Below are 24,055 nucleotides of genomic sequence, written 5' to 3'. Positions count from 1 at the left end.
CAGCCCAAGGTAAAGGATGTTCATTACCCGTGCCTGGTTTAACCCTGCTGGGAGAACCCGGACTAATCCCCTTTCTGATCCAGCAAGAGGTTGGCCAGTTCGTCGCTGCGGATGGTGATGGTGCCAGCGGCTTCGTCTATTTCAATCTGTCCCGTCCGGAAGTGGTCTTTGGTACAGGTGATGCTGAGGCCACCGAAGCCTGCGCGGAGGTAAAACTGCTTGCGCAGGCTGCGTTTGTCCACGCGGAAGCCGTCGTCCAGGGCCCCGTCGCCGTCGGCCAGCATTTCCTGGAGGGGTTTTTCGTTGCCGTAGAAAAATTCGTCGAATTCTTTGACGCGGATGGTTTGCTGGGGCTGTTTGGCGGCGTACTTCAGCAGGGCTTTTTCAAATTCCCCTTCGTTCATGGCAAAGCCCGTTTCCTTGTCTTTGGGCACCGGCAGTTCTTCTACCTTTTCGAGGAAGTTGTAGGTCAGTTCGGCGCTCGTCTCCGGCCGGTCCAGGCCCACCCAGTCGGTAAAGTACTGGCTGATGCTGCTTTGGGTACGGGCGTGGCGAATCATCTGCACGTTGCGTCCCTTACCGGCCAGCAGGCGGACGGCCATGGCCATGTGGTCTACGTCAAGGTACTGGATGGTATCCAACTTAATCGCTTCGGCGTCGGGGACGAACACCAGCCCGGGGGTTTCGCGGATGAAGTAGATGCCGAGCATCCGCTGTTCCTCCATCGTGTAGTCGGCATACAACAGGTACCCGCCCTTGGCCCCGATCACACCCGTCAGCTGTTGTTCGAGCACCGCCATGGTGTCGTGGCTGAAAACAATGAAGTTGGAGCGGTCGCGTCCCTCCTGCAGCCAGTTCTGGTAGTAGGCGGGGAATAGGGACTCATCGGGCGCGGCCAGGAAACCCTGCAGGAGGTCGTTTTTGCGCTCGAAGATTTGGTCAAGGCGGCCCACCAGTTCGGTCGATTGCTCCGTGATGGGCAGGGTCTCTTTGCTCAGCAGCAGTTCCGTTTCCGCCATTTCGGGCTGTTTTTTCAGCTCGTGGACGATGAGGTGGTGTACGATGAGTTGGTCCATGGAGAAAGGGAATCTGTTGGGCAAAGTAGGGTGAAGCTCCCGGCCCGGTGCTGGTGCCTGCCGGGGTGGGGCAGGGCCGGTTACTGCAGGGTGGCTTCGGCCAACTTGATGATCATCGCCCGGCGGGCGGCGGCATCAAATGCTTCGGGGAAACCTTCTTTGGGCAGGGCCGAAAATTTCACCCGGAAGGGCTTACTGGCCTCCACGGCGATGATGCGGCCGTCGTTGAGGATGCGGGCCGGGAAGTCCATCAGCTTTACCGCGTCTTTGCCCTTGGCCCCGGCTACTTCGTCGCGGATGGCCTGGATTTCGTTATCCTCTTCGGGCATTTCCAGCACCAGGCCGGCACTCCACTCCGTAGCGTCCAGGGTATACTGGCAGCTGTTGTAGCTGGACGCCGCGCGTTGGGCGGGCATGGGGATCTGTACACCGGCGGGGAAGAGGCTGAGCACTTCCGCCTCCGTCAGGTAAACACACTGGGGCGGCGGCGGAGCAATGTTGGCCATGGGGTCTTCAGCGGGAGCCCCGGCGGTAGCGGTAGTGTCAGCAGCAGTTGCTTCGTCGGCAGCTTCCCCTTCCTGGGAGCCACAAGAGAAAGCCAGGGAAGCCAGCAGCAGAAGTAAAATGAATCTTTGCATCGGGGGGGTACAGTTTGTGCCGCAAAAGTAAGGGGTCAGCGCGGTTTTTTTATCGGGGAGATGCCTCCGCTGCGCCCCGACGCCATTTCCTGACGCAGGGAGAGGGCTGCACCATGCCATTAATGAAAAGGGCTGGCCCGGAACACCTGCGCTCCGGCCAGCCCTTGCTGTCTTATCCCTACTCCCCCCTTCGGGGGGTTGGGGGGGAGCACCTGCGGCCGCGCCCATACTTATAACCCGAAGTGCGCCTTGAGTTGATCGGCCAGTTCCGTGCCGATTTTGTACTGGGCCTCTTCGGTGGCCGCGCCGATGTGGGGCGTGATGCTGATTTTGGGGTGCTCCAGGAGTTCCCGCCGTGGGTTGGGTTCGCCGACAAAAACGTCCAGCGCCGCACCCGCAACTTTGCCCGTTGCGAGGGCGGCCAGCAGCGCATCTTCGTTGATGACCCCGCCCCGGCTCGTGTTGGCCAGGATAACCCCGTCTTTCATCTTCGCAAACTCCTCGGCGTTGATCAGGTTGCCGCCCGGGACGTGCACCGTGATGTAATCGGCCTCCGCCAGCATCGTATCCATCGGTACGGTGGGTACGCGGACGCTTACCCGCTGCTCGTCCATAAACTGCAGCTCAATCGTCTCGCTGTCTTTGTAAGGATCCACCGGCAGCACCTTCATGCCCAGGCCCAGGCCAATGCGCGCCGCCTCGATACCAATGCGCCCAAAGCCGATGATGCCGAGGGTTTTGCCCCGCATCTCCCGGCCTTCGCCGTAGGCTTTTTTCAGCTTGTCAAAGCTGCTGTCGGCCGCCCGGAGCTCAAAGTTGGACCGCTGCAGGAAGCGGCCCAGCCCAAAAAAGTGGGCAAAAACCAGTTCCGCTACACTCACACTCGAAGCGGCCGGCGTATTGTAGGTGGGGATGCCTTTGGACTTGGCGTACTCGTGGTCGATGTTGTCAATGCCCACCCCACCCCGGCAGATGGCCTTCAGGTTCGGGCTGGCGTCGATGAGGTCTTTGCGGACTTTGGTGGCACTGCGGACGATGATGACGTCGAAATTGTTGAGCTCCGTCAGCAGGGCGTCCTGGGCAATTTTTTCGGTGCTGACCTCAAAACCGGCGGCTTCCAGGTCGGCCAGGCCGTTGGGGGCAATGCCATCGTTGGCGAGAATGCGAATCATTTGGGAGGGGGTATTGATGAATATGGCGCAAAGAAACGGAAAATTGCCGGCCCACGCGACGTTGGCGTCGTTCGTCGAGAATCCCGATTACTTGGTATAAACGACCGCCAAAAAACCGGCCTTCCTCATCTTTATCCTTACTTTCGGGTGTTGTTTATGGCTAACGCTCCGTTTTCCGGGCGGCTTAGGCACTAATTTTACGTTATGGTAATTGACATCATCTGCCTCATTTTCTTAGCCTACGGCTTTTGGGTAGGCTACAGTAAAGGCATCATCGCTACGGTTCTCACCCTGGCCAGTTACGTCATCGGCATCCTCGCCGCCATGAAATTTGGGCCCATCATGGGAGATATGCTGTACAACTGGGCCCCCGCCATCACCACCGGCGGAGCCTTTGTACTCGGGGCCATCCTGGTGTTTTTCCTCACGCTGGTGCTCTTTAAATTGCTCGCCAAAGGCCTCACGGGCTTCCTCGAAACGGTGAACATCAACTTCATCAACCAGATCATGGGCGGCATTCTCTCCGGCCTTTTCTTCACCTTCATCTTCTCGGGGCTGGTGTTTTTTGGCGACCAAAGCCGCATCATCTCCCCCGAACTGCGGGAAGCCAGCATCACCTACAAGCCACTTACGGCCATTCGCAACGCCGTGTGGGAGCGCGGCAAAGACCTCTATCCCATCTTCCGCGACTTCTACGACCGCGCCGTGGATGCCATGGACCGCCTGCGCGACAATGTGGACCAGGGCGAGAGCGATTCACTGTTCGACCTGGAAGAGTAATAGAAGCCCGCCCCTTTATTCCTTTCCCCCCTTATTCCTATTCCTTTGCTTAATGGGGCGCGGCCGCAGGTGCAACGGCCAGAACGGAGGAGACAGTAGGTCAATCCAGCGCTTGGGCAATCTCCGCGTAGAGCAGTCCACTGCCCCCGCCAAAGTGGGGTACCAACTTCGTCTTTTTTCCGGTTTCTACCACCAGTTCTGCCAACGCCTCTTGTTCCCAGGCGCTGATGCCACTGCCGATCAGGGCGAGGTCGAAGTCGTGCTCTACCAACAATGCCTTGGCGCTGGCGAAGTCGGGCGCGGGCAAACCCGTCCAGGCTTCGTTCTGGTTGACCAGGCGATCGAGGATGCGCAGGGTCTCCCGGTTGGTGGAAATACTGAGGATGTGGACCATGGGAGAAAAGTGGCGCGCGGCGGGGCTGCGGCGGAACTGCCCCAAGCCCCGCCGCGCGCACGAGTTTTTAAACGGTGTGGAACAGTTCGGTGAGGGGCAGGCGAACCTTGGCCGCGTGCTGGAGCTGATCTTCTTCGGAACGGTAGCCTACCGTGGCGACTACGGCCGCCCCCAGGCCCTGGTCTTTCAGACCCAGGATCTCCCCAAAGGCGGCGGCATCGAAGCCTTCCATCGGGCAACTATCCACGCGCAGGGTCGCGGCAGTGACCAATAAGTGGCCCAGAGCAATGTAGGCTTGGCGGCGGGTCCAGTCGGCCACCTCTTGCGAAGTTTTGTTGCCCAGGCTACCCTTGATCGTATCCCCAAAACCTTTGAGGTTGGCTACGTCCGTGTTACGCTCGGCAGCAATGCGGGCGATGTAGTCGTCAACGTACTCGTCCGACACCTCCAGCAGGTGGCAGAAGACGAAAAGGTGGTCGGCGTCCGTGATCTGCGGTTGTCCGTAGGCAGCCGCCTTGAGTTTTTCCCGCACGGCAGGGTCTTGCACGTGCATCACGCGGAAGGGCTGTAGGCCGTAGGAAGTGGCCGCAAGGTTGACGGCCGACATGATGGTTTCCAAGTCTTCGGCACTCACTTTTTTGCTGGTGTCGAACTTCTTGGTGGCGTAGCGCCAGTTGAGGTCGGTCAAGAGGGAAGAAGAAGTCGTAGTCATTTTGAGCTTGTTTTACAGGTTTGGTACACTCATTGCGGAAAGTGGCCCTTTAGCCAACTTGCCCACCAAAGAAAATACCTGGCCTTATTGTTCAGTTTTTTTGGTTAGATTAGAAAGACATGGGGACTTCCATCAGCAGCAATTCTGCGTCGGCGTTCACCTCAATGGTCATTTGGTCGGTTTCCCAGACGCCGAGCCCGTCGCGCTTGCCCATCGTTTGGCCAGCAACGCTTGCTTCGCCGGAGAGGAGAAAAGCGTACACGCCGTTGCCCGGCTTCTTAACCTGGTAGCTGTGTTCCGTACCCGCCGCGAGTTTGCCGAGGTGGAACCAGGCATCCTGCTGCACCGTAACCCCGGGGCCAGCAGCATCGGGAGAGACGATCTGCTCCAGCCGGTTTTCCAGGCGTGTGGCGTCAAGGGTAATTTGAGAGTAGCTGGGGGTTACGTCCCGCTCGCGGGGGAAAACCCAGATCTGGAGGAATTCGACGGCCTGGTCGGTGTTGGCGTTCATTTCACTGTGGGCAACGCCGGTGCCTGCGCTCATCGCCTGCACGTCGCCCTGCCGGATGATGGTGGTGTTGCCCAAAGAGTCTTCGTGGCGCAGGTCACCCGCTAGCGGAATGGAAATGATCTCCATGTTATCGTGGGGATGTTTGCCAAAGCCCCGACCGGCGGCCACCTTGTCGTCGTTCAATACCCGCAAAGCACCGAAGTGGATCCGCTCAGGGTCGTAGTAGTTGGCAAAACTGAACGTGTGGGCAGATTGGAGCCAACCGTGGTCGGCAAAACCCCGGCTGCTGGCGGGATGGAAGATGGTTTGCATGGTTTGCGATATTTGATGTATCTACATTAATTGTTGAGACGATAAAAAGTTTAAGCTCGTGTCACTTTATGGGGGGAGGCAAGAGATTTTCTGGGGGGTGCCACTTTTCGGTCGGTTGTTGGGCGGTGCGGTCCACGGGATGAAGTGCCTTGGGAACTATTTTTTGCCCAACTATTGTTCGATCCGGGTGGGCGCATTACTTTTGCGTCCGCTTGAGCCCATCCGTTGGGCCTCAGGCATCCACGCCCAGGTGGTGAAATTGGTAGACACGCCAGCTTGAGGGGCTGGTGTCCATTACGGACGTGCAGGTTCGACTCCTGTCCTGGGCACTTTACCGAAGACCCCGCTCCACCCCCGGAGCGGGGTCTTCCTCGTTTTTGGGGATGTGGATGGGGAAACCTTTTGGGGAGAAACCTACTGTGCCAGGAATGCCGTAGGTATCGCACGGGGCTTTAGGGAGGCAGCGGACGGTGCCCGTTCGGTACCAGGCACCATCCCACGATTTGTCCGTACCTTGGCCCCACGCCATAACCACCGCTATTTTACATGGTATACCCCCTGCTGTCCGCCGCTCGCAATAGCGGCAAAAAACTGCTGGCCGTTCTCATCGACCCGGATAAGGCCCGGCGGGATAACCTGGGGGAGTTGGCAAGCTTCGCCAACGCAGGCCTGATCGACCTCTTCCTCTGGGGCGGCAGCCTGGTCAATGCCCCCCAGTCGGAGTACTACCTCAAACTGCTTCGCAGCAGCCTCGATGCTGCCCCCGTGGTCCTCTTCCCCGGCTCCAGCTACCAGTTGGACGCCCAGGCCGATGCGCTCTTGCTGCTCTCCCTCCTTTCTGGCCGCAACCCCGACTTGCTGATCGGCCAGCACGTACAGGTTGCCGCCCACATTAAAAGGATGAAACTGGAGGCCATCCCCACCGCCTACCTGCTCATCGACGGTGGCAAGCCCACCTCGGTGTCCTACATGAGCAATACCACGCCCATTCCCGCCGACAAGCCGCAAATCACCACCGCCACGGCCTTAGCCGGGGAGCAACTGGGGATGAAACTGATCTACCTTGATGCGGGCAGTGGCGCGCAAAACCCCATTTCCGCCACCATGATCGCCTGCGTCCGGCACGAGGTGTCTCTGCCCATCATCGTAGGCGGTGGCATCCGGACGCCCGAGCGCGCCGCGCAGGCCCTCGAAGCGGGGGCCGACGTCATCGTAGTAGGCAACGGGCTGGAACAGGACAGCAGTTGGCTACCCAGCCTCGCCGCTGCCGTGCGCGCCGCCTCCCGGCCGCCCACCGAAACCCTGGATCCCACCAAGGCCAGCACTCAGAAAACGCTGAGGTAACCCAGGTGAACCTTCGGCGCGCCCAGATCCAGCGGCAAGCCATTCCTCCGTCCCAGGGCCAGGCTCAGGGCAAAGACGCCCGCCCGGGTTTCAAAATTAACGCCCGCCCCGAAGCCGAGCGGGTAGTCAATGGCCAGCTCCGGCTTGGCCTGGCTGCGGGGATTCAGGCGGGCCGCATCCACAAAACTGTAGAGGTAGGCATTGCCGCCCAGCAGCAGACGAAACTCGGCGGTAGCCAGGAGGTAGTCTCTGGCGAAGACCGATTGCTCATCAAAGCCACGCAGTAATTTCGCGCCGCCCAGCCGGTACTGCTCATTGGCCAGCACTTCCCCGTCACCGAAGAGGCCTCCCCCCCGCAGGCCAAAGTAGAGCACCGTTCCCGCCCAAGGATCGAAGTAGGCATCGAAACGCCCTTCCAACTTGAGTTGGTTGCTGGCCAGGTTCAAGCTGTCGCTGGCCGCCACGTCCAGCAATTTGCGGAGGCCAGCGGCGGCGTTGAGGTCCAGCGCGTAGCCATTGCGGGGACTAAAGCGGCGGTCCGTCCGCACCCGGCGCAATTGCAAACCGAAAAAAGACCTGCTCACGCCCAGGGTATCGGGCAATTCACCGGAAGAAAGCGCTGCTCCGCCGGGGATGATCGTCCGGCGGTTTTCCCAGAACACCGCCAGCCGGTCGTTGCCCTCCCGTAGGTAGGTGGCCGCCAGGCGCCAGTTGAGGTTGAGGAAGGAGGAGTCCCGCCGGTAAAAATCCAGCTCCCCTTCGAAGCCGAAGGGCAGGTTGAACAAGAAAGGGTATTCCAATGCCAGGGCCAATTCCTGGGTTTGGGGGCGGAGCTGCTCAAAACGCACGGCGATGCGCTCGCCCTGCCCAAAGCCATTGAACAACTCTCCGTTGAGGTCGCCCGTCAGCAGCAGTCGGCCGTCAGTACCACTATTGGGCAAGACGCCGATGACGAAATCGAAGCGGCTGGCGGCGCGGCGCTCGATGGCCAGATCGAAAAAGGCCAGGCTATCCACGAAAGTGATGGTCGGCGGGCCCTTAACGGTAAGGTAAGGCAGTTGAGCCAGGTAATTGCCCATGCGGCGGACGCGGCTTTCGCGGTACACCTCCCCGGGGCGGATGCCGAGGTAGCGCTCGAGAAAGGCGGTGCGGACGCGCAGGCCGGCGGGTGGTCGCACTTCGCCGTAGCGCACCAGCGGACCCGGCTGCACGGCAATGACACCCGAGAGTTCCCCCGGTGCTTCCCAACTGATGCTGTCCAGGCCCACCGCCGCGAAAGGGTAACCGCGGTCGGCAGCACCCACCACCAGGCTGTCGCGCAGGGCCGTCCACTGCCCCGGCGTAAAGCGCCGCCCGGGCCGGAAGCGCTGCGGTCGGTACCCCGCCTGCCGCGCCCAGGCCAAAAACTCGGGATTGGTGGGGGGGCGAAGCTGGCCCCACGTGTAGCGGGGACCGCGGTGAACGACGGCCTGGAGAGCGCTTGCTCCCGTCCGGTAGAGGCTATCGACGGAAGCTTCCCAGTAGGCCATGGCTTGTTGCTCCGCTTGCCACTCGGCCAGATAGCGCAAGACCTCCGCACTGTCGGACAGGGTGGGGGGATCGTCCGTCCACTCCAGGTCAGTGCCCCGCACCTGGAGGCGGAGGGGGCTTTGCGCCTCCAACGTTCCCGGCACCTGCGTCAGCGCCCAACAGAAAATACCGTGCAGCAAAATCAAGCGCAGGAATCGCGTCATAAGCCGAGGGGTGGGCGCGGACGAATGGGGTCCGCTGCCTTAATAACCACCGCGCAGGACTTTTTCATGCCTTTTTGCGGGAAAAAGCGTCGGGACTGATGCTGCGCGTCAGGTTGCCCAGCAGCAGCATGGCGGCCAGGAGGAGGGCGATGCGCGCTACCACGTCGCCAAAGCGTACGTAAAGGGTAATGGCGTTGTTGAGCGCCATTTCGCCCCGCAGGAAGGTGGCCTCGTCGTAGCGGGTCTGGCTGCTGATGTGCCCACGCTGGTCGGTAAACGAACTGATGCCGGTATTGGCGGAACGGACGACCGCGCGGCGGGTCTCAATGGCCCGCAGGCTGCTGAACCAGAGGTGTTGGCGGTGGCCCGCCGTCTTATCCCACCAGCCATCGTTGGTCATCACGAAAATGGCCTGGGCTCCTTCGCGAATGTAGTCCGTGAAATAGTCTCCGAAGACCGACTCATAGCAGATGACGGGCGCTACCTTGGCTTTTTCGCCCACCAGCGGTAACCGACGGGACTGGGTGCCGCGGCCCGCCACGGTGCCGCCGAGCGAGTTGACCCAGTCTTCGAGGAAGAAAAAGACCGATTTGAAGGGGAAGCTCTCCGCCCCGGGCACGAAGACGCCCTTGCGGTAGGTTTGGTATTCGCCGGTGGCCAGGTCAATTTGTAAGGTGGCGTTCAGCGCCTCCAGGGCCAGAATGCTGCCGTCAGCCCGGTCGAAGTAACGCACCGCTTCGGTGACGGGCTCGCCAGCGGCAAAAATGTAGTAGCCATCGAATCCCGTAACCAGGTAGCGGGCCGGTTGGCCGGAAAGGGCCTCGAATAAGCCCCGGATGCTGGGGTTGGAGAGGGGCCGGTTTTCTTCGACGCGGGCAAAACTCGTTTCGGGGTAGAGGAGGTAATCGACCGGACCCACGGCCAGGGCCGCACGGCTGAGGTTGAGGAAGGTGTCCAGCTGGGCACTGTCGTCGTCGGCAAACTTCTCGTAGTGGGGTTCGAAATTGGGCTGGATGGCCGCCACGGAGATCGTCCCGGCATCCCCCGCCGGACGGTAAGTTGCGTACCGCAGCAGCGAGAAAGCCATCGGCAGCAGCACCACCAGCCCCAGGGCCAGCAGCGGTCGGCCCCTGCGCTCGGTGCTCTGGTACCAGCGAAAAGCCAGGTAGTTGGCACCCAGAATCCAGACGGTACCGCCTAAGGCGCCCGTAAGTTCGTACCACTGAATGAGGGCAGGGAACTGGGCAAAACCGTTGCCTAAGGTCAGCCAGGGCCAGTTGAGCGACCAATTATAATGCAGGTGCTCGAAGGAAATCCAGAAGGCCCCCAGGGCCAGGTAGGCTACGCGGGGGGATTTGCGGCTCGTCCAGTGAAAAGCCAGCCAGGGCAGCGTCATCAACAAGCTGTTGACGAGGATGGCAAAAAGCCCGGCGGCCAGCGAAGTATTCGTCACCCAGTACGTCGCCAGGACGTTATACAACAGAAAAGCACTGAACCCGTGCCAGAACATCCGGCCGTAGCCCGCCCCAGTGTCCCGCAAACGCGTGTGCAAAACCAGCAAGGGCACAAAAGCGATCAATAAGGCAAAAGGAAAGGGCAGATAGCCCGGAAAACCCAGGCCCAGCAGCACCCCACTCAGCACACTCAGCAAGTTGTTGGGCCGCACGCTGCCGTCAGGCCGCAACGTCAGTAACAGCAAGACCGCCGCGTACACGAACAAATACAGGAACAGCGGAGCGTGGCCCCACAGCTCATCCCGCTGGTAACGCCAGTACATATTCAGGCCGATGAACCCGGCAATGGCTAATAAGGGAAAGGCCAGCAGGCGGCGGAGCTGATGCGACATGGCGCGAAGATATGGCCTTCGCGCAATGCACACAGCAGCAAGGCACAACATCTGACCTCCGATACCCAACATCCGACCTCCAACATCCGATATCTGACATCAAACATCTCACATCAAACATCTCACATCAAACATCATCTCCCCATAACCGCCCGCAGAATTTTCAGGCTATTGACTTCCCGCATCCCCTCAATGTGGTGGTGGTAGTAGCGGATGAGGTCGGTGAGCAGCCCCAGGCGCTCTTCGCGGGTGGAGTGGATGTCCGCCAGGCCTTCGCGGCTGGTTTGCAGGAGCTGGAAGAGCAATTCCGCCCGCTTTTCCTCCAGGTATTCGGGGTGGCCGGGAAAACCCGCGATGAACTGCCCTTCTTTGAGGTCAAAGAGCGGGGTGTTGGCCGAGTAGTCTCCCGCCGGGGCAAAGCCCAGGTAGGCCGTCAGTTCCAGCAAATAGTGCAGGTGGAGGTGGCCGATGGGGCCTTCGGTGGCGTCGAGAAAGACAAAAGACGTAAAGAGAAAATCGAACAGGGCGGGATTTTCTTCGGCTTCCCGGATTGCCAGCCGGGCCATTTCCAGCATGAACAGGCCAAGGGTGCCGCGGTAAACATCAAAAGGGATGCGGGAGTAGACGTAGCCCGGGTGCACTTCCTTGATCCTGGTGAGGTCTTTGCCCTCCCGTTCATAAGCGACCAGCTCCACCAGGTTCATCGGTTGTACGGCGCTGGCCGGCGTGGTGCTGCGGGCCTTGCGTACGCCACTGACGATGTATTTACGGATGCCCCGCGCCTCGGTGTAGACCTCCAGGATCAGGCTGGAATCTCCGTATTTGGTAGCGCGAAAAATGAGGCCGCGGGTTTTGATCAGCATGGTGAGGAGGGCTGGGCGAAGGGGTAAGACGCCGCGCAGTGCCGGAGCGAAGCCAGGGCATTTTGCCGCTGGTGCAGTTCAGGTAGTTGCGCGGTCGCAGGTGCAAGGTAAGGTCTTGCCCCCCAACCCCCAAGGGGGGAGCAGCAAGGTAAGGACGCGGGCTGCCAGGACTTCAACCCAAAGCGTGCCTTGCTTGTAAATCAATGGAGAAAACCACCCAGCCCCACCGTCAGTATGAACATCCGTCAGCAATTGCTCGTCGCACATTCCCGTTCCAACGCCGATCTGGTCCTGAATTACGTTTTGGCAGACCAGCGGCGACTCCCCCAACTGCTGGAAGTATTTCTGCACGAGGAGTACCAAATTGTGCAGCGGGCCGCGATGGTGGTGGGTGACCTGGGCCGGGTGGAACCCTACTGGCTGCAGCCCTACCACGGGGCACTGCTGGCCGCCGCCGATACCCCCGGCCGCGATGCCGTCAAGCGCAACGTCATGCGCTATTTCTCAGAATTCCCCCTGGAGGCAGTAGCCGAACCCGACCGGGGGAACTTGCTGGATCTGGCCTTTCGCCTGCTGGAATCACCCACCGAGGCGGTGGCCATCCGGGTGTTTGCCATGCAGGTGGTCGCCAATTTCTGTCCGGAGTTCCCCGAGCTCAAAGACGAGCTGGCGGGCATCATCGAACTGACGCTGGCCGAGGGCACCACCCCGGGCTTCGTAAGCCGGGGCAGGAAAATCCTTCAAGCGTTAAGAAGTGTTAAGGAAAGTTAATAGTACCAACCAAAATACTGTTTCAACGGTCTTAAGCCTTGTAACCTTTGCAATTTCTAACCCCAAACAAAGTGCGCAAAAACATGAAAAAACTTTTGTTTATCGTCCTGGCCGCCGTAGTGGGTGGTCTTGCCGCCTTGGGTGGCGCTCACTTTCTGGGCCTGAACCAACAAGTTAAGTACGTCCAGGTAAGCGCTCCTCCGGCCAGCAATTTTGCCAATTTCGCGGACCCTTCCACGGCTCCTCCCGTTCCTACCACGGGCTTCGCCACGGCCGCTGAAAAAGCCCTTCCTGCCGTGGTACACATCAAAGCCAGCAAACCTGGCGGACAAAGCGGCTTGCCCTTCGGTATTGAGCCCGATCAGCTCCCCGAAAGTTTCCGTGATCTCTTTGGTAACCCCGGACAGCGGCAGCGCGGGGAGGCTCCCCTCCAGCAAGGCTCCGGCTCGGGCGTGATCATCAGCGACGATGGTTACATCGCAACGAACAATCACGTGGTGGATGGTGCCGAAAGCCTGGAGGTCGTCCTTAACGACCAGCGGACCTACGAGGCCGAAATCATCGGTACGGACCCCACCACCGACATTGCCCTCATCAAAATCAAAGCAGAAAACCTGCCCACCGTGCAGTTTGCCGACAGCGATAAGCTCCGCATCGGGGAGTGGGTGGTGGCCGTAGGCAACCCCTTCAGCCTCACCAGCACCGTCACTGCCGGCATCGTCTCTGCCAAGGGACGCAGCATTGACATCGTGCGGCGGACGGGCGGCGATTTGGCCATTGAATCCTTTATCCAGACGGATGCGGTCGTTAACCCGGGGAACTCCGGGGGGGCTTTGGTCGACATCAACGGCGACCTCGTTGGCATCAACACCGCCATCAGCAGCCCCACGGGCGTATTTGCCGGCTACAGCTTTGCCGTCCCTTCGGCCATCGTCCGTAAGGTCGTGCAGGACCTGCGCGAGTTCGGCATCGTCCAACGCGGCCTGCTGGGCGCACGGATCACGGAGCTCAACACCCGCTACGCCGAAGAAATTGGCCTGAAGCGCGACAACGGCGTCTACGTAGCTGAAGTAACTGCCGGCAGTGCCGCCGAAGAAGCTGGCCTCCAGAAAGGCGACGTCATCCTGGCGGTAGATGGTGTCCCCACCTTGCGCAACAGCGAGCTGCTCGAACAACTGGGCCGCCGCCGGCCGGGCGATGCCGTAGTCCTGACTTTCGAGCGGGACGGGCAAGAGCGCAATGCGACCGCACGCCTGAAAAACGCCGATGGCAAAACCGAAGCCATCCGCCCCAAGCCCGCCCCCGAAAAAGTGACCGAACTGGGTGCCGACTTTGTGGAACTGGAAGCGTCCACCGCTAAGGAACTGGAATTAGCTGGTGGTGTGATTGTGGCCAAAATCCGCTCCGGTATTCTCGCGGACCAAACCCGCATCCGGCCCGGCTTCATCATCACCAGGGTAGATGGCCGCAAGGTGGGCAGCATCACCGACTTTGAGAGGGTCATCAGCCGCGCTGCGGGCACCGTTGCCCTGGAAGGCGTTTACCCCGACGATCCTAAGCGGACGGTTGCCTACGGCATCGTCAAGCAGGCTGAGCAGTAGTATCCCCCGCCAATAAAGACTTAAAACCACCGATGGCCGCCCGGAATCCTCCGCTGGCGGCCATCGCATTTTAGCGCACGCAAGTGGAAAGTCGGCAACGGACATTTTCAAAGCGTGCGCCACAAACCTAAACGCTTGGTTTTAGCGTATAACAAGCACCACCCCAAGTAGAGCGGGATGTACCCGCACGGAACGTATTCTCTATGTAATCCTTAAATCCTCCCTGATCATGCAACGGCTCCTTCTTCTCCTCCTCGTTTATTTGGTGTTTGGCAGTGCCCAGGCCCTCCCGCCGGAGTGGACCGGGGCTGCTGCAATGACCAGGACCGTCCGGGTGAAAGTCGATAACGTGACGTCGGCCCGTGGTACGATCTGGGTAGGGGTATATGAATCTCCCGATGATTTCCTGGACCGGGAGAAAGCCCGGCTGGTGGCACTGCGGGTCAATACGACGGGGAGTGCGATGATTGACATCAGCGGAATGGTGGTGGGCAAAGAGTACGCTCTGGGCCTCTTCCACGATGTGAACGACAATGGAGAGTTTGACACCAATTGGCTGGGCCTGCCCGCTGAACCCTGGGGCTTTTCCGGTCGGCTGCGCAGTTTGTTCCGTTTGCCGCGATTTCAGGAGGTGGCCTTTCGCGTAGAAGCAGGCTCGGCGGGGCAGGTGGTGCGGCTAAGGCAGTAGAGGAACTGGGGCATGGAAAATTTGTCGGGAAGCCAGCTTACTCGGGTGTTTATGCATCTTTAGTTTACGGGTCGGCGTTACTTTTATACAAGAATTGCTGGCGAGCTTGACGGCCACTGCCTCTTGTCCCGTTCCCGGCACCTGCGCTCCGCGCCCAAATTAAATGCCTTATGAAGTACGCGCTTTACCTCCCCCTTTTTATTTTGCTCTTTGCCCTCGGCTGCGACGATGACGACGTCCTGAGCACCCAGGAAGTAGACTTCCCCATCTCCTTCCGGGCGGAATTCGGGGGGACTCCGCTGGCCATCCAAAGTGCGGATTATGCTTATCCGACGGGAGCGGACCTGAAAATTCAACTCTTCCAGTACTACGTTTCTGACCTGGAGTTGCTGCCCGCTGGCGGCGGCGACCCCGTCCAGCTTTCGGACATTGAGCTGATCCGCTGGATGTCGGCCACCGAAGCGGCGACGACCACGCGGACCTTCCAGGCTCCCATCGGTGACTACGTAGGGCTGCGTTTTGGGGTAGGCGTAAGCCCCGACCTGAACGCCCAGGACCCCAGCAACTTTGCGGCCGATTTTGTCTTGAACGAAAACGAGTTTTGGGGGCCCAGCACGCGCTACGTCTTTGCCAAAATCGAGGCCAACGCCGACTTGGAAAACGACGGAACCTTCGATACCCCCCTGACCTACCACCTGGGCAGTGACGCGCTCTACACAACGGTGACGTTTAACCGGACCTTCACCCTCGACGGTACCCAGGATCCTGATTTTACCATCGTGGCGGACGTTCTGAAGGCCCTGGCCGATGATACGGATAGTTTCGACATTGCTAACCCCGACCAACAACGCATCCACGGGGGCAACCAAGCGATTGCGACCGACCTTTGGAATCGTCTGGCGGACCAATTCAGTCTCGAAACCCGCTAGCTTGCAAGCGCTGCGGAGAATGATCAGCGGACTGGCCGGCGCATTCCTCCTGCTAGGCACCCTTGCGTGCGACGGGGGAGAGGTGGCGCTGACGGCCAAACGGGAGCACCTGGAGGCCTTTGCGGATATGTTGGTGCCCGCCGATAACCCTGCGACCCTGGAGGGGGTGGCCCTGGGCCGCGACCTCTTTTTCGATCCATTGCTTTCTGCTGATTCCACCATCAGTTGCGGCACCTGCCACCGCCCGGAACTGGCCTTCAGCGACGGCCTTCCGCTGAGCCGCGGTATTGGCGGCCGGCTGGGCCGGCGCAATACGCCGGGCCTGGCCAACGTCGGCTACCTGCACCAGCACCTTTTTTGGGATGGCCGGGCGGTGGGCCTGGAAGCCCAGGCGCTCCACCCCATTGCGGAGCCGCACGAAATGGGCGGCGACTGGGCCACGGTGCTCGGAAAATTGCGGCGCCACCCCGATTACTGGCCTCGTTTTCGCAGCGCATTTGGACTTGGTTCCCCCGATCAATTGGAGGCCAGCCACGTCGGCAAAGCCTTGGCGCAGTTTCAGCGCACCTTGGTTTCTTCCGATAGTAAATACGACCGGGTGCAGCGGGGGGAGGCGGTCTTCAGCACCGCCGAGGCGCTGGGGGAAGCCATTTTCTTCGACTTTGCCGATGACCCGGAGGGACCCTACGCGGGCCTGCCGACGGGGGAGTGCGCCCACTGCCACACCCCGCCGCACTTTACGAACCAACGTTTTTTCAATAATGGCCTGGATGCCGCCGCCCACCTGGAAGACTTTGGGGACCCGGGGAGGGGAGGCATTACGGGTAGCAAGGCGGAACTGGGGCTTTTTCGGGCACCTGGATTGCGCAACGTAGCGCTGACGGCTCCTTACATGCACGACGGCCGCATGGCTACGCTGGAAGAAGTGGTGGCTCATTACAACGGAGGAGGGGAATACGCGGAAAACAAAAGTGCCAACGTTTTCCCACTGGGGCTGGACAGCGTGCAGGCGACAGCTTTGGTAGCCTTTTTGCAAACCCTTACGGATAGCTCGTTTGTTACCCAATCAATAATGCTGCTGCGTTAAATCTCTGCTATGCCCCGTTTTTTGCTGCTTTGTGGTCTTTTTACCCTGTTTCTGGCCGCCAGTTGTGAGCCGGATGCTCCTATTTGCGAAAATTGCCCGGAGGAAGAAACCGACGCACCCATCACCGGGCCGGCGAATCCTACGGCCTACACCCTGGAGGTTCCCAGCTACCTGCCCCGGCCCATCGTGGACGAAACCAACCCATTGACGGTGGAAGGCATCGAACTGGGGCGGCGGCTTTTCTACGACCGGATCATGGGGCGAGACAGCGCTTTCTCCTGTGCCGATTGCCACAAGCAGGAACTGGCCTTCACCGATGGATTGCCCAAGGCGGTAGGGGTTAGTGGACGGACCGGGCGGCGTAGCGCCATGTCAATTGTCAACATGGCCTTTAACCCCAATGGATTCAACTGGGATGGCCGCGATGGAAAACTGTGGGAACAGGCCGTGCACCCCGTGGAAGACATGCTGGAAATGGACGAGGACTGGGAAGCCGTACTGATCCGTCTCCGCCGCAGCCGGGATTACCCCCAGCGTTTCCGGGCCGCTTTTGGGATTGGCCGGACGAGCGAGATCACCCAGGAGTTGGCCGTGAAGGCCATTGCGCAGTTTGAGATGACGATCATTGCCGCCGACAGCCATTTCGACCGGGTGGTGTACCGCAACACCGAGTTTTTTACGGAAGAAGAGCAGTTGGGGGCGGATAGCCTGTTTTTTATTGAGGACGTGCCGGTAGGTGCCTTGCACCCCGGCTGTGGTCATTGTCACAACGCCCCGACTTTTGGGGACAACCGCTTTCGGAACAACGGGCTGGACAACGTGAGCAGCTTAGAAGACTTTGAGGACATCGGCTTCGGTGCCGTGAGCGGAAGCCGCTTCGACAATGGGAAGTTTCGTACCCCCACCCTGCGCAACATTGCCCTGACGGCACCGTACATGCACGACGGGCGCTTCAATACCCTGGAAGAAGTCCTGGACCATTACGCCAGTGGAGGCCACGGGGTGGAGAACGAGGACCCCAACATCACCGGCTTTCCGCTGAGCGAGCGGCAGAAGACGGCGCTGCTCGCCTTCCTGCGCAGTTTGACGGACGAAAGTTTGCCTACTGATCCCCGTTTTTCCAGCCCTTTTTAGGCGTCCCAAATTTCGCACCATTCAGAACCTGCGCGCACGGAAAGCAGAAAAATTGGGGGCAGATCGAAAAAAAATGCAAATTATTTGGCCGCCGAAGGCAGGGGGGAAGGCTAATTTTTTTTCACTTTGCGTTTTGCAAATGCCTGTAATTCAGGGGTTTTGAATGTTTTTGCTTTGTTTTCGGATTCACAATTGGGCAAATATGTCTTTGTGCCTGGGGTGATGAGGTGCGATTATTGTACTGTCAAACGAAAGCAACGACCGCCGAACGCGGTGGTCATTGGAAAATTACACAGAGATTCGCCTAAGGTAGTAAGTTGGCCTGGATACAAGAAAGTCCAACTTACTACCTAAGTTTTCTCCCCTCGTTTTGACCACAAACGCAGAGATTATAGGGGCTTCAACCCCACCTTTCGCAATATTTTCATGAGATTACGATTTGTCGAACGGGTCACATCAGGCTAAAGCAGCCAGATGTGGCCCTTTCTTTTTTAGGTAAGCAGGTGAACATAGGAGTAAATTTTCGATTTGTGTGGAAGATGTAAAATGTGTTACCTTGCAGTGGTAGAGCGTCTTAGTGACGTCGAAAGAAGAGCTTTAAGAGGTTATTGACGAAAAAACGAATTGACCGAGGTGGTGGCCAGTAGCGGCCCTTGCGCGGTATGGTCTTGCAGGACTACTGTTAGACCGATTTAAGTTTACTCCCCAGTCTTTGGGGTGTCATTATCCCAATCCAGCTATTCTAATCATAATTCCACTATGGCAAAATCTCTACGCACTACCAGATATCCCCGTGGTTATCTTACTGTTTTTCTCTCCTTACTTTCCATGGCTGTCTTCGCTCAATTGAGTGTAGAGGTTACTGGAGAGAACATCGCTTGCTTCGGTCTTTCCAGTGGCACGGCCACGGCCGAGGTGGACAATGGCACTGCGCCTTACACCTACGCATGGAGCAATGGCGGCAGCACCGCAACGATTCGCAACCTTAACGCAGGTACTTATAACGTTACCGTTACCGATGCCGGCGGCATGACGGGTACGGGCAGCATCACCCTGACCCAGCCCACCCGGGTGACGGCCACCATTTCGGTTCCCAACCAGTGTGAAGGGCCCTTCATGATTGCTGCCGAACCCGAAGGAGGCGTAGTACCCTACCGCTACAACTGGTCTACCGGAGCAGATACCCGCGCCGTACTGGTACCCGCCGGGGCCTACTGCGTTACGGTAGTTGACGCCAACCAGTGTGGTTTCGTAGCTTGTACTACGCTCGAAGAGGACCCACCGACGGTGACCTTGGTAGGCGTAAACGCTACCTGTTTTGACGCCGACAACGGCTCCATCACCGCTACCCCAGTAGGAGGCACCGCCCCTTACACCTACGCCTGGTCCAATGGCCGAACCGGCCAAACCATTACCGGACTGGCTCCGGGTGGCTACCAGGTTACCCTGACGGATGCGCGCGGCTGTACGGCCACGGCCTCTACATCCATCAGCGAGCCACCAGCCATTACCGGTAATATTTTTGGGGACAACAGCGTCTGCCCGGGCGTGGCTGATGCTTTTCTGAGGATCAACCCCATGGGAGGGACGCCTCCTTATTCCTACGTGTGGAGCCCCGGCGGATTTACTGGCCAAGGCGTTGGGCCACTCCCCGCAGGTACTTACTCCGTCGTCGTGACGGATGCCAATGGCTGTACCCGCACCAGTACTTTCCTCGTTACGGAGTCGCCCGAAGTAGCGGTAGCCATCACCGGAGACGAGCTGCTCTGTGGATTGAACACCCGGGGCACGTTGAGCGCAGCACCGGTGAGTGGTCCCGTCAATCAATACACTTACCAGTGGAGTACCGGGGCGACCACTCCTACCATTACCAACGTGGGAGCGGGCACCTACACCGTAACCGCCACCGATGTTAATGGATGTACGGGGACAGCAACGGCCACTGTGGAAGTGGTCGACGTCTCCGTTTCTCTGTCCAGTACGCCCGTCTCTTGTTTTGGCGGCAACGATGGCACTGCGACGGCCACGGCCAGCGGCGGCACGGAGCCTTACACCTACGTATGGAGCAATGGTGCCACCACTGCCACCATTACTGGTCTTACCGTTGGTACTTACTCCGTGACGGTTACCGAAGCAGACGGCTGTAAGGCCAGCGGCAGCGTGCAGGTTACGGCACCTTCCCGCCTGATCATCAGCGCCACGCCCACCAACGTGGTTTGCGCCGGTGAAAACAATGGTTCCATTGACGTTTCCGTTTCGGGCGGCACCCCAGCCTATACCTACCTGTGGAGCAACGGCGCCACGACCCAAGACCTGAGCAACCTCACGGCAGGAACCTACGGCGTGACCGTTACGGATGCCAACGGTTGTACGGCCAATACCTCGGTAGTGGTTACCCAACCGACTCCCCTGGCCATCACCCCGCAAATTACCAACGTAGCCTGTGCGGGAGATGCTACCGGAGCCATTAGCCTGACCGTTACCGGAGGCACCCCTGCCTACACCTACGCCTGGACAAACGGTGCCACCACCCGCAACATCCAGGGCCTGGTAGCGGGCAGCTACACCGTTACCGTTACCGACGCGCGGGGCTGCCAGCTGGTGGCAACCTACACTGTCACCCAACCCCCCGCCCTGTCCCTCGTTGGTCTTGCCGACAGCACACGTTGCTTCGGAGACAATACGGGCAGCATCGACATCACCGCAGCTGGTGGAACCGCTCCGCTATCATTCGCGTGGAGCAACGGTGCTACCACTGAAGACCTGATGAACCTTGCGGCGGGAACGTACACCGTAACCGTAACCGACGCCAATGAGTGTGAGGCTACGCGCAGTTTCGTCGTGCGATCGCCAAATGCCCTGGCCCTGACCGCCACCCCCGATAACGTAAATTGCGCAGGGGGCAGCGATGGAGGCATCAACCTCAGCGTCACCGGAGGGACCGCACCTTACACATACCTATGGAGCAACGGCGCCACCGGCGAAGATTTAACGGGCCTGACCACGGGCGTTTACACCGTTGCCGTAACCGATGCCAACGGCTGCCGGGCCTCTCTGAGCGTCAGTGTTCAGGAACCCACCCCGCTTGCGGCTACCGGGCAAGTCACCTCCGTGGCCTGCCCCGGTGATGCTACCGGATCGATTGACCTCACCGTCACTGGCGGTACCTCTCCCTACACCTACCTCTGGAGCACCGGGGCAACGACCCAGGATGTGACGGGCCTTACGGACGGTACCTACACTGTGACCATTACCGATGCCAATGCTTGTCTTCTGACCCAGTCGTTCACCGTGACCTCCAACCCGGGTATTGCCATTACCGGAACCGTCTCCCCCGTGCGCTGTGCCGGCGGCAACACCGGTGCGATTGACGTTACGGTGGCCGGTGGTTCCGGAACTTACGCTTACGTGTGGAGTACTGGCGCAACGACCCAGGACCTGACCGGACTGGCGGCTGGCAACTACACCCTTACCGTCAGTGACGGCAACGCGTGTGATGCTGTGGCCTCCTTCACGGTGACGGAACCCACCGATATTGGCGTTTCCGTAACTGCCCCCACCATTACCTGTGGAGGCACCCCCACCGGAACAATCACCGTTTTAGTCACCGGAGGTACGCCACCCTACACTTATCTCTGGAGCAACGGGGCGACCACCGCAATGGTCAGCGGCCTCGCTGCGGGTAGTTACTCCGTGACCGTCACTGACGCCAATGGCTGCCAGGACGTGACTTCTGGCATCACCCTGACCGAACTGCCCGCGTTGGAATGTGCAGTGACTATCCTCCAGGAGGCCACCGAAGGCAACAACGGCAGCCTGCGGGTGGACCCCAGCGGCGGCACCATCCCGTACACTTATGCCTGGAGCAATGGCGCGACTACCCAGACCATCTCCGGCCTCGCCGCCGGGGTGTACACCGCCACGGTAACCGATGCTAATGGCTGTACCACAACCTGTTCCGCAACGCTTCGCGCCCTCTCCGGCCTCGGCGATTTCGTTTGGGAAGACTTCAACGTGAACGGCCAACAAGACCCCAATGAACCGGGCATCTTCGACTACCCCGTTTACCTTAAAAATGCGGCGGGCATCATCATTGATTCCACGCGGACGGACAGCAGCGGCTTTTATGCCTTCATGGGGCTTAACCCCGGCACCTACTCCGTGCTTTTCCCCGAACCGCCGGGTGGCATCCGAACCCTGGCCAACACGGGCAATGACGCCACCGACAGCGACGGCGACCCGGCGATGGGCGGCATGACCCAGAACTACACCCTGGCTCCCGGCGAATTCAACATGACGGTAGACGCCGGCTTCTTCGCCGAGCCCGGCGGAGTCATCGCTGACCCTTGTAACTGCCTGAACAACAATACCAACGATATCGACGGGCAATTCTCCGAGGCCATCGAAGTGACGGCCAACGTCGGGCAAACCTGGACCATCATCGAACGGGCCAATATGTTTACCCTCGATAGCCCCGAACCGCCGCTTGCTCCGATTCCCGTTCCCATTGGTACCACGCTGGATTTCCTCCGCTTCGTAGAAGGAGATTCCACCAAGGCGGTTTACGGCATCTCCTTCCGCCTGGTTGATAGTTTCAACTATTTCTCCGTCATCACCAACGGCGTTTACGAGCTCACCATCGCCAACCAGTGTTTCTACCCCATCGTCCGCTACGTGGAAGCGCCACCGGAAGAGCTATGCCGCTTCGACGAACCTGTAGTGCTGGATGGCTTCGGCTTGCTCAATGGCCAGCCCCTGCCGGGCACCGTGGTGTTTACCGTCAACGGCATGGAAGTAACGGAGATTAACCCCGCCGACCTGCCGCTGGGTACGAACATCCTCACCGCCGAATTTACCCCCGACGACCCAGAAGAGTGTATTCCCATCCTGGAAACCCAAATTGTCATCTTTGACGACTGTAATGCCAAGCTGGGTGACTTCGTCTGGCAAGACAACAACACCAACGGCGTCCAGGACCCCGGCGAACCAGGTATCTCCGGTGTGAAGGTAACCGTAACCAGCCAGGATGGAACCTATATGGATATGACCACCACCGACGGTGCGGGCATGTACATGTTCTCCGTTCCTCCCGGCACCTACAAGATCACCTTCGAGCAACCGGCTGATTTTTCCCCAACCACTCCAAACGCCGGCAACGATGCCCTGGATAGTGACATGAACCCGACGACGCTCATGACGCCCTTCTACACCGTTGGGCCAGATGAGATGAACTTCACCATCGACGCTGGTTTCGTCAGCCCCTGTATCCAGAATGTTTCCAACCCCGGCACCATCGCCGCCAGCCAGGAACTCTGCGGCCCGGGCAATGTCCCCCAGCCGTTGGTGGAAATCGTCCCAGCCTCCGGCGGCATCGGCGAAATTGAGTACCTGTGGATGTTCAATACCGTGAGTGCCGGGCAGGACATTGCCTACTGGCAAACCGTTCCCAACTCGAACACTCCCAATTACGCGCCAGGACCAATTTATCAAACCACCTACTTCGTGCGCTGTGTACGTCGCAATAACTGCCCCTTCATTGAAGGCAACGTGCTGACCATTGAGGTAGGCGACGATGCGGTAGCCCAGGTTAGTGGTCCCAGCTCCGTTTGCGTAGGCGAAAGTGCGACTTTCCAGGCTTCCAACCCCGGAGCGGGCGCCCAGATCAGCTGGACCTTTACCGGCAACTCTTCCGTCCAAACGAGCAACTCCCCGATCGTCACCACTACCTGGTCAACTTTCGGTTCGTTCTCCGCCACCCTGAGCGTAACGGCCAATGGTTGTACGAGTACCCAGGTCTTCCACGTCTCCGTGCTCAACAATCCTACGCGCTGCGGCGGAAACCTGACGGCATCCGGCTCGGTCAACAACCTCCAGGCGCGGGAAGTAAGCGTGGAATGGATGGTCCCTGCGGATGGCACGGACTACACCTTCGCGCTCGAACGCTCCACCGATGGCCAGACTTTCCGCGCCATTGCGGATGTGACGGCACCAGCTTTTGTGACCAGTGGAGATATGGCCATGTTCCGTTACGACGACGTAAGTCCGCTGGCGGGCCGCACCTTCTACCGGGTCCGGATGCTGGACGATGTGCACGGCGATATGCTCTCCAACGTAGTGGAACTGCAATTGGGAGGCGCGACCACCGCGCTCGGTCGGGTGTTCCCTAACCCGGCCACGAACAACAACCTCCACGTCGAAATGAGCGCTGAAGCCACCGCCGAGCTCGCCCCCAGCGTCCAACTTTACGACGTGCGGGGCAATGCGGTGGGCCCGCGGCAATTCCTCGCACCGGGTACCGGCGTGATCAACCTCAACACCTCCGCCCAGGCGGCGGGCGTGTACTTCCTCCGCCTCACGGTAGGTGATCGTACGGAGACGCACCGGGTTATTCTCGAGTAACCGGCCTGATGCGCAGGACCTTTTAGGGTGTCGCCCCGTCGGATTTTCTTCTGGCGGGGCGACAT

At 59.5% G+C, this 24,055-nt stretch carries 18 protein-coding genes and 1 tRNA gene; 10 read left to right on the top strand and 9 right to left on the bottom strand.

Annotation, left to right across the window (positions count from 1 at the left end; translation table 11 throughout):
• Positions 1-62: 62 nt before the first annotated feature.
• The 3 genes from H9S92_RS06620 to H9S92_RS06610 all read right to left on the bottom strand — a co-directional run bounded on the left by H9S92_RS06620 (position 63) and on the right by H9S92_RS06610 (position 2,886).
• Positions 63-1,076 (bottom strand): nucleoid-associated protein, encoded by a 1,014-nt coding sequence (locus H9S92_RS06620; RefSeq protein ID WP_187465924.1) that lies wholly within the window; start codon positions 1,074-1,076, stop codon positions 63-65.
• Between the two features lie 80 nt (positions 1,077-1,156).
• Positions 1,157-1,714 carry a hypothetical protein gene (locus H9S92_RS06615; RefSeq protein ID WP_187465923.1) on the bottom strand — a complete coding sequence of 186 codons (558 nt, stop codon included), beginning with the start codon at positions 1,712-1,714 and terminating at the stop codon, positions 1,157-1,159.
• A gap of 230 nt (positions 1,715-1,944) precedes the next feature.
• Positions 1,945-2,886, bottom strand: a complete 942-nt coding sequence (locus H9S92_RS06610; RefSeq protein WP_187465922.1) for an NAD(P)-dependent oxidoreductase — start codon at positions 2,884-2,886, stop codon at positions 1,945-1,947.
• A 204-nt stretch (positions 2,887-3,090) separates the two neighbouring features.
• On the opposite strand from H9S92_RS06610, the gene H9S92_RS06605 reads away from it, so the two are divergent.
• The gene (locus tag H9S92_RS06605; protein ID WP_187465921.1) at positions 3,091-3,666 is read left to right on the top strand and encodes a CvpA family protein; all 576 of its coding nucleotides are present in this window, start codon (positions 3,091-3,093) and stop codon (positions 3,664-3,666) included.
• A 100-nt stretch (positions 3,667-3,766) separates the two neighbouring features.
• On the opposite strand, the gene H9S92_RS06600 is transcribed toward H9S92_RS06605, so the two are convergent.
• From H9S92_RS06600 to H9S92_RS06590, 3 genes are all read right to left on the bottom strand, one after another.
• Positions 3,767-4,060 (bottom strand): response regulator receiver protein, encoded by a 294-nt coding sequence (locus H9S92_RS06600; protein ID WP_187465920.1) that lies wholly within the window; start codon positions 4,058-4,060, stop codon positions 3,767-3,769.
• 67 nt (positions 4,061-4,127) lie between these two features.
• Entirely contained in the window at positions 4,128-4,772 is a 645-nt protein-coding gene (locus H9S92_RS06595; protein ID WP_187465919.1) for an NAD(P)H-dependent oxidoreductase, read from the bottom strand.
• A gap of 109 nt (positions 4,773-4,881) precedes the next feature.
• Positions 4,882-5,595, bottom strand: coding sequence for a pirin family protein (locus H9S92_RS06590; RefSeq protein WP_187465918.1), 714 nt, complete (start codon positions 5,593-5,595; stop codon positions 4,882-4,884).
• 244 nt (positions 5,596-5,839) lie between these two features.
• Between H9S92_RS06590 and H9S92_RS06585 the strand changes: the two genes are divergently transcribed.
• Both H9S92_RS06585 and H9S92_RS06580 read left to right on the top strand, forming a co-directional pair.
• A tRNA-Leu gene (locus tag H9S92_RS06585) sits at positions 5,840-5,924 on the top strand.
• Between the two features lie 217 nt (positions 5,925-6,141).
• On the top strand, positions 6,142-6,939 hold the full coding sequence (locus tag H9S92_RS06580) for a geranylgeranylglyceryl/heptaprenylglyceryl phosphate synthase (RefSeq protein ID WP_187465917.1): 798 nt from the start codon (positions 6,142-6,144) through the stop codon (positions 6,937-6,939).
• Here the strand turns inward: H9S92_RS06580 and H9S92_RS06575 are convergent.
• From H9S92_RS06575 to recO, 3 genes are all read right to left on the bottom strand, one after another.
• The gene (locus tag H9S92_RS06575) at positions 6,921-8,672 is read right to left on the bottom strand and encodes a BamA/TamA family outer membrane protein (protein ID WP_187465916.1); all 1,752 of its coding nucleotides are present in this window, start codon (positions 8,670-8,672) and stop codon (positions 6,921-6,923) included. The genes H9S92_RS06580 and H9S92_RS06575 overlap by 19 nt on opposite strands.
• Positions 8,673-8,736: 64 nt before the next feature.
• Positions 8,737-10,518 carry an apolipoprotein N-acyltransferase gene (gene lnt / locus H9S92_RS06570; RefSeq protein ID WP_187465915.1) on the bottom strand — a complete coding sequence of 594 codons (1,782 nt, stop codon included), beginning with the start codon at positions 10,516-10,518 and terminating at the stop codon, positions 8,737-8,739.
• 134 nt (positions 10,519-10,652) lie between these two features.
• On the bottom strand, positions 10,653-11,381 hold the full coding sequence (gene recO, locus H9S92_RS06565) for a DNA repair protein RecO (RefSeq protein WP_187465914.1): 729 nt from the start codon (positions 11,379-11,381) through the stop codon (positions 10,653-10,655).
• Positions 11,382-11,615: 234 nt separating this feature from the next.
• Here recO and H9S92_RS06560 point away from each other — a divergent pair, with 234 nt between their 5' ends.
• From H9S92_RS06560 to H9S92_RS06530, 7 genes are all read left to right on the top strand, one after another.
• On the top strand, positions 11,616-12,152 hold the full coding sequence (locus tag H9S92_RS06560) for a hypothetical protein (protein WP_187465913.1): 537 nt from the start codon (positions 11,616-11,618) through the stop codon (positions 12,150-12,152).
• 83 nt (positions 12,153-12,235) lie between these two features.
• On the top strand, positions 12,236-13,753 hold the full coding sequence (locus H9S92_RS06555; protein WP_187465912.1) for a Do family serine endopeptidase: 1,518 nt from the start codon (positions 12,236-12,238) through the stop codon (positions 13,751-13,753).
• Between the two features lie 229 nt (positions 13,754-13,982).
• Positions 13,983-14,441 carry a DUF2141 domain-containing protein gene (locus H9S92_RS06550; RefSeq protein ID WP_187465911.1) on the top strand — a complete coding sequence of 153 codons (459 nt, stop codon included), beginning with the start codon at positions 13,983-13,985 and terminating at the stop codon, positions 14,439-14,441.
• Between the two features lie 170 nt (positions 14,442-14,611).
• Positions 14,612-15,370 (top strand): MbnP family protein, encoded by a 759-nt coding sequence (locus H9S92_RS06545; RefSeq protein WP_187465910.1) that lies wholly within the window; start codon positions 14,612-14,614, stop codon positions 15,368-15,370.
• A 19-nt stretch (positions 15,371-15,389) separates the two neighbouring features.
• Positions 15,390-16,457, top strand: coding sequence for a cytochrome-c peroxidase (locus tag H9S92_RS06540; RefSeq protein ID WP_187465935.1), 1,068 nt, complete (start codon positions 15,390-15,392; stop codon positions 16,455-16,457).
• A gap of 9 nt (positions 16,458-16,466) precedes the next feature.
• Positions 16,467-17,591: a cytochrome-c peroxidase gene (locus H9S92_RS06535; RefSeq protein WP_187465909.1), complete on the top strand. Its 1,125-nt coding sequence runs from the start codon at positions 16,467-16,469 to the stop codon at positions 17,589-17,591.
• 828 nt (positions 17,592-18,419) lie between these two features.
• Entirely contained in the window at positions 18,420-23,990 is a 5,571-nt protein-coding gene (locus H9S92_RS06530) for an SdrD B-like domain-containing protein (protein WP_187465908.1), read from the top strand.
• The last annotated feature ends 65 nt before the right edge of the window (positions 23,991-24,055 follow it).

The sequence above is a fragment of the Neolewinella lacunae genome (assembly GCF_014349155.1).
Taxonomy (GTDB): domain Bacteria; phylum Bacteroidota; class Bacteroidia; order Chitinophagales; family Saprospiraceae; genus Neolewinella; species Neolewinella lacunae.
This window is presented reverse-complemented; position numbering and strand designations above follow the sequence as displayed.

Bases quoted from the DNA above. Each gene is read 5' to 3' on its own strand.
- H9S92_RS06605 (WP_187465921.1), top strand. From the start codon at position 3,091: ATGGTAATTGACATCATCTGCCTCATTTTCTTAGCCTACGGCTTTTGG.
- H9S92_RS06550 (WP_187465911.1), top strand. From the start codon at position 13,983: ATGCAACGGCTCCTTCTTCTCCTCCTCGTTTATTTGGTGTTTGGCAGT.
- H9S92_RS06580 (WP_187465917.1), top strand. From the start codon at position 6,142: ATGGTATACCCCCTGCTGTCCGCCGCTCGCAATAGCGGCAAAAAACTG.
- H9S92_RS06540 (WP_187465935.1), top strand. From the start codon at position 15,390: ATGATCAGCGGACTGGCCGGCGCATTCCTCCTGCTAGGCACCCTTGCG.
- recO (WP_187465914.1), bottom strand. From the start codon at position 11,381: ATGCTGATCAAAACCCGCGGCCTCATTTTTCGCGCTACCAAATACGGA.
- H9S92_RS06600 (WP_187465920.1), bottom strand. From the start codon at position 4,060: ATGGTCCACATCCTCAGTATTTCCACCAACCGGGAGACCCTGCGCATC.
- H9S92_RS06590 (WP_187465918.1), bottom strand. From the start codon at position 5,595: ATGCAAACCATCTTCCATCCCGCCAGCAGCCGGGGTTTTGCCGACCAC.
- H9S92_RS06560 (WP_187465913.1), top strand. From the start codon at position 11,616: ATGAACATCCGTCAGCAATTGCTCGTCGCACATTCCCGTTCCAACGCC.
- H9S92_RS06615 (WP_187465923.1), bottom strand. From the start codon at position 1,714: ATGCAAAGATTCATTTTACTTCTGCTGCTGGCTTCCCTGGCTTTCTCT.
- H9S92_RS06545 (WP_187465910.1), top strand. From the start codon at position 14,612: ATGAAGTACGCGCTTTACCTCCCCCTTTTTATTTTGCTCTTTGCCCTC.
- H9S92_RS06575 (WP_187465916.1), bottom strand. From the start codon at position 8,672: ATGACGCGATTCCTGCGCTTGATTTTGCTGCACGGTATTTTCTGTTGG.
- H9S92_RS06610 (WP_187465922.1), bottom strand. From the start codon at position 2,886: ATGATTCGCATTCTCGCCAACGATGGCATTGCCCCCAACGGCCTGGCC.
- lnt (WP_187465915.1), bottom strand. From the start codon at position 10,518: ATGTCGCATCAGCTCCGCCGCCTGCTGGCCTTTCCCTTATTAGCCATT.
- H9S92_RS06595 (WP_187465919.1), bottom strand. From the start codon at position 4,772: ATGACTACGACTTCTTCTTCCCTCTTGACCGACCTCAACTGGCGCTAC.
- H9S92_RS06530 (WP_187465908.1), top strand. From the start codon at position 18,420: ATGGCTGTCTTCGCTCAATTGAGTGTAGAGGTTACTGGAGAGAACATC.
- H9S92_RS06555 (WP_187465912.1), top strand. From the start codon at position 12,236: ATGAAAAAACTTTTGTTTATCGTCCTGGCCGCCGTAGTGGGTGGTCTT.
- H9S92_RS06620 (WP_187465924.1), bottom strand. From the start codon at position 1,076: ATGGACCAACTCATCGTACACCACCTCATCGTCCACGAGCTGAAAAAA.
- H9S92_RS06535 (WP_187465909.1), top strand. From the start codon at position 16,467: ATGCCCCGTTTTTTGCTGCTTTGTGGTCTTTTTACCCTGTTTCTGGCC.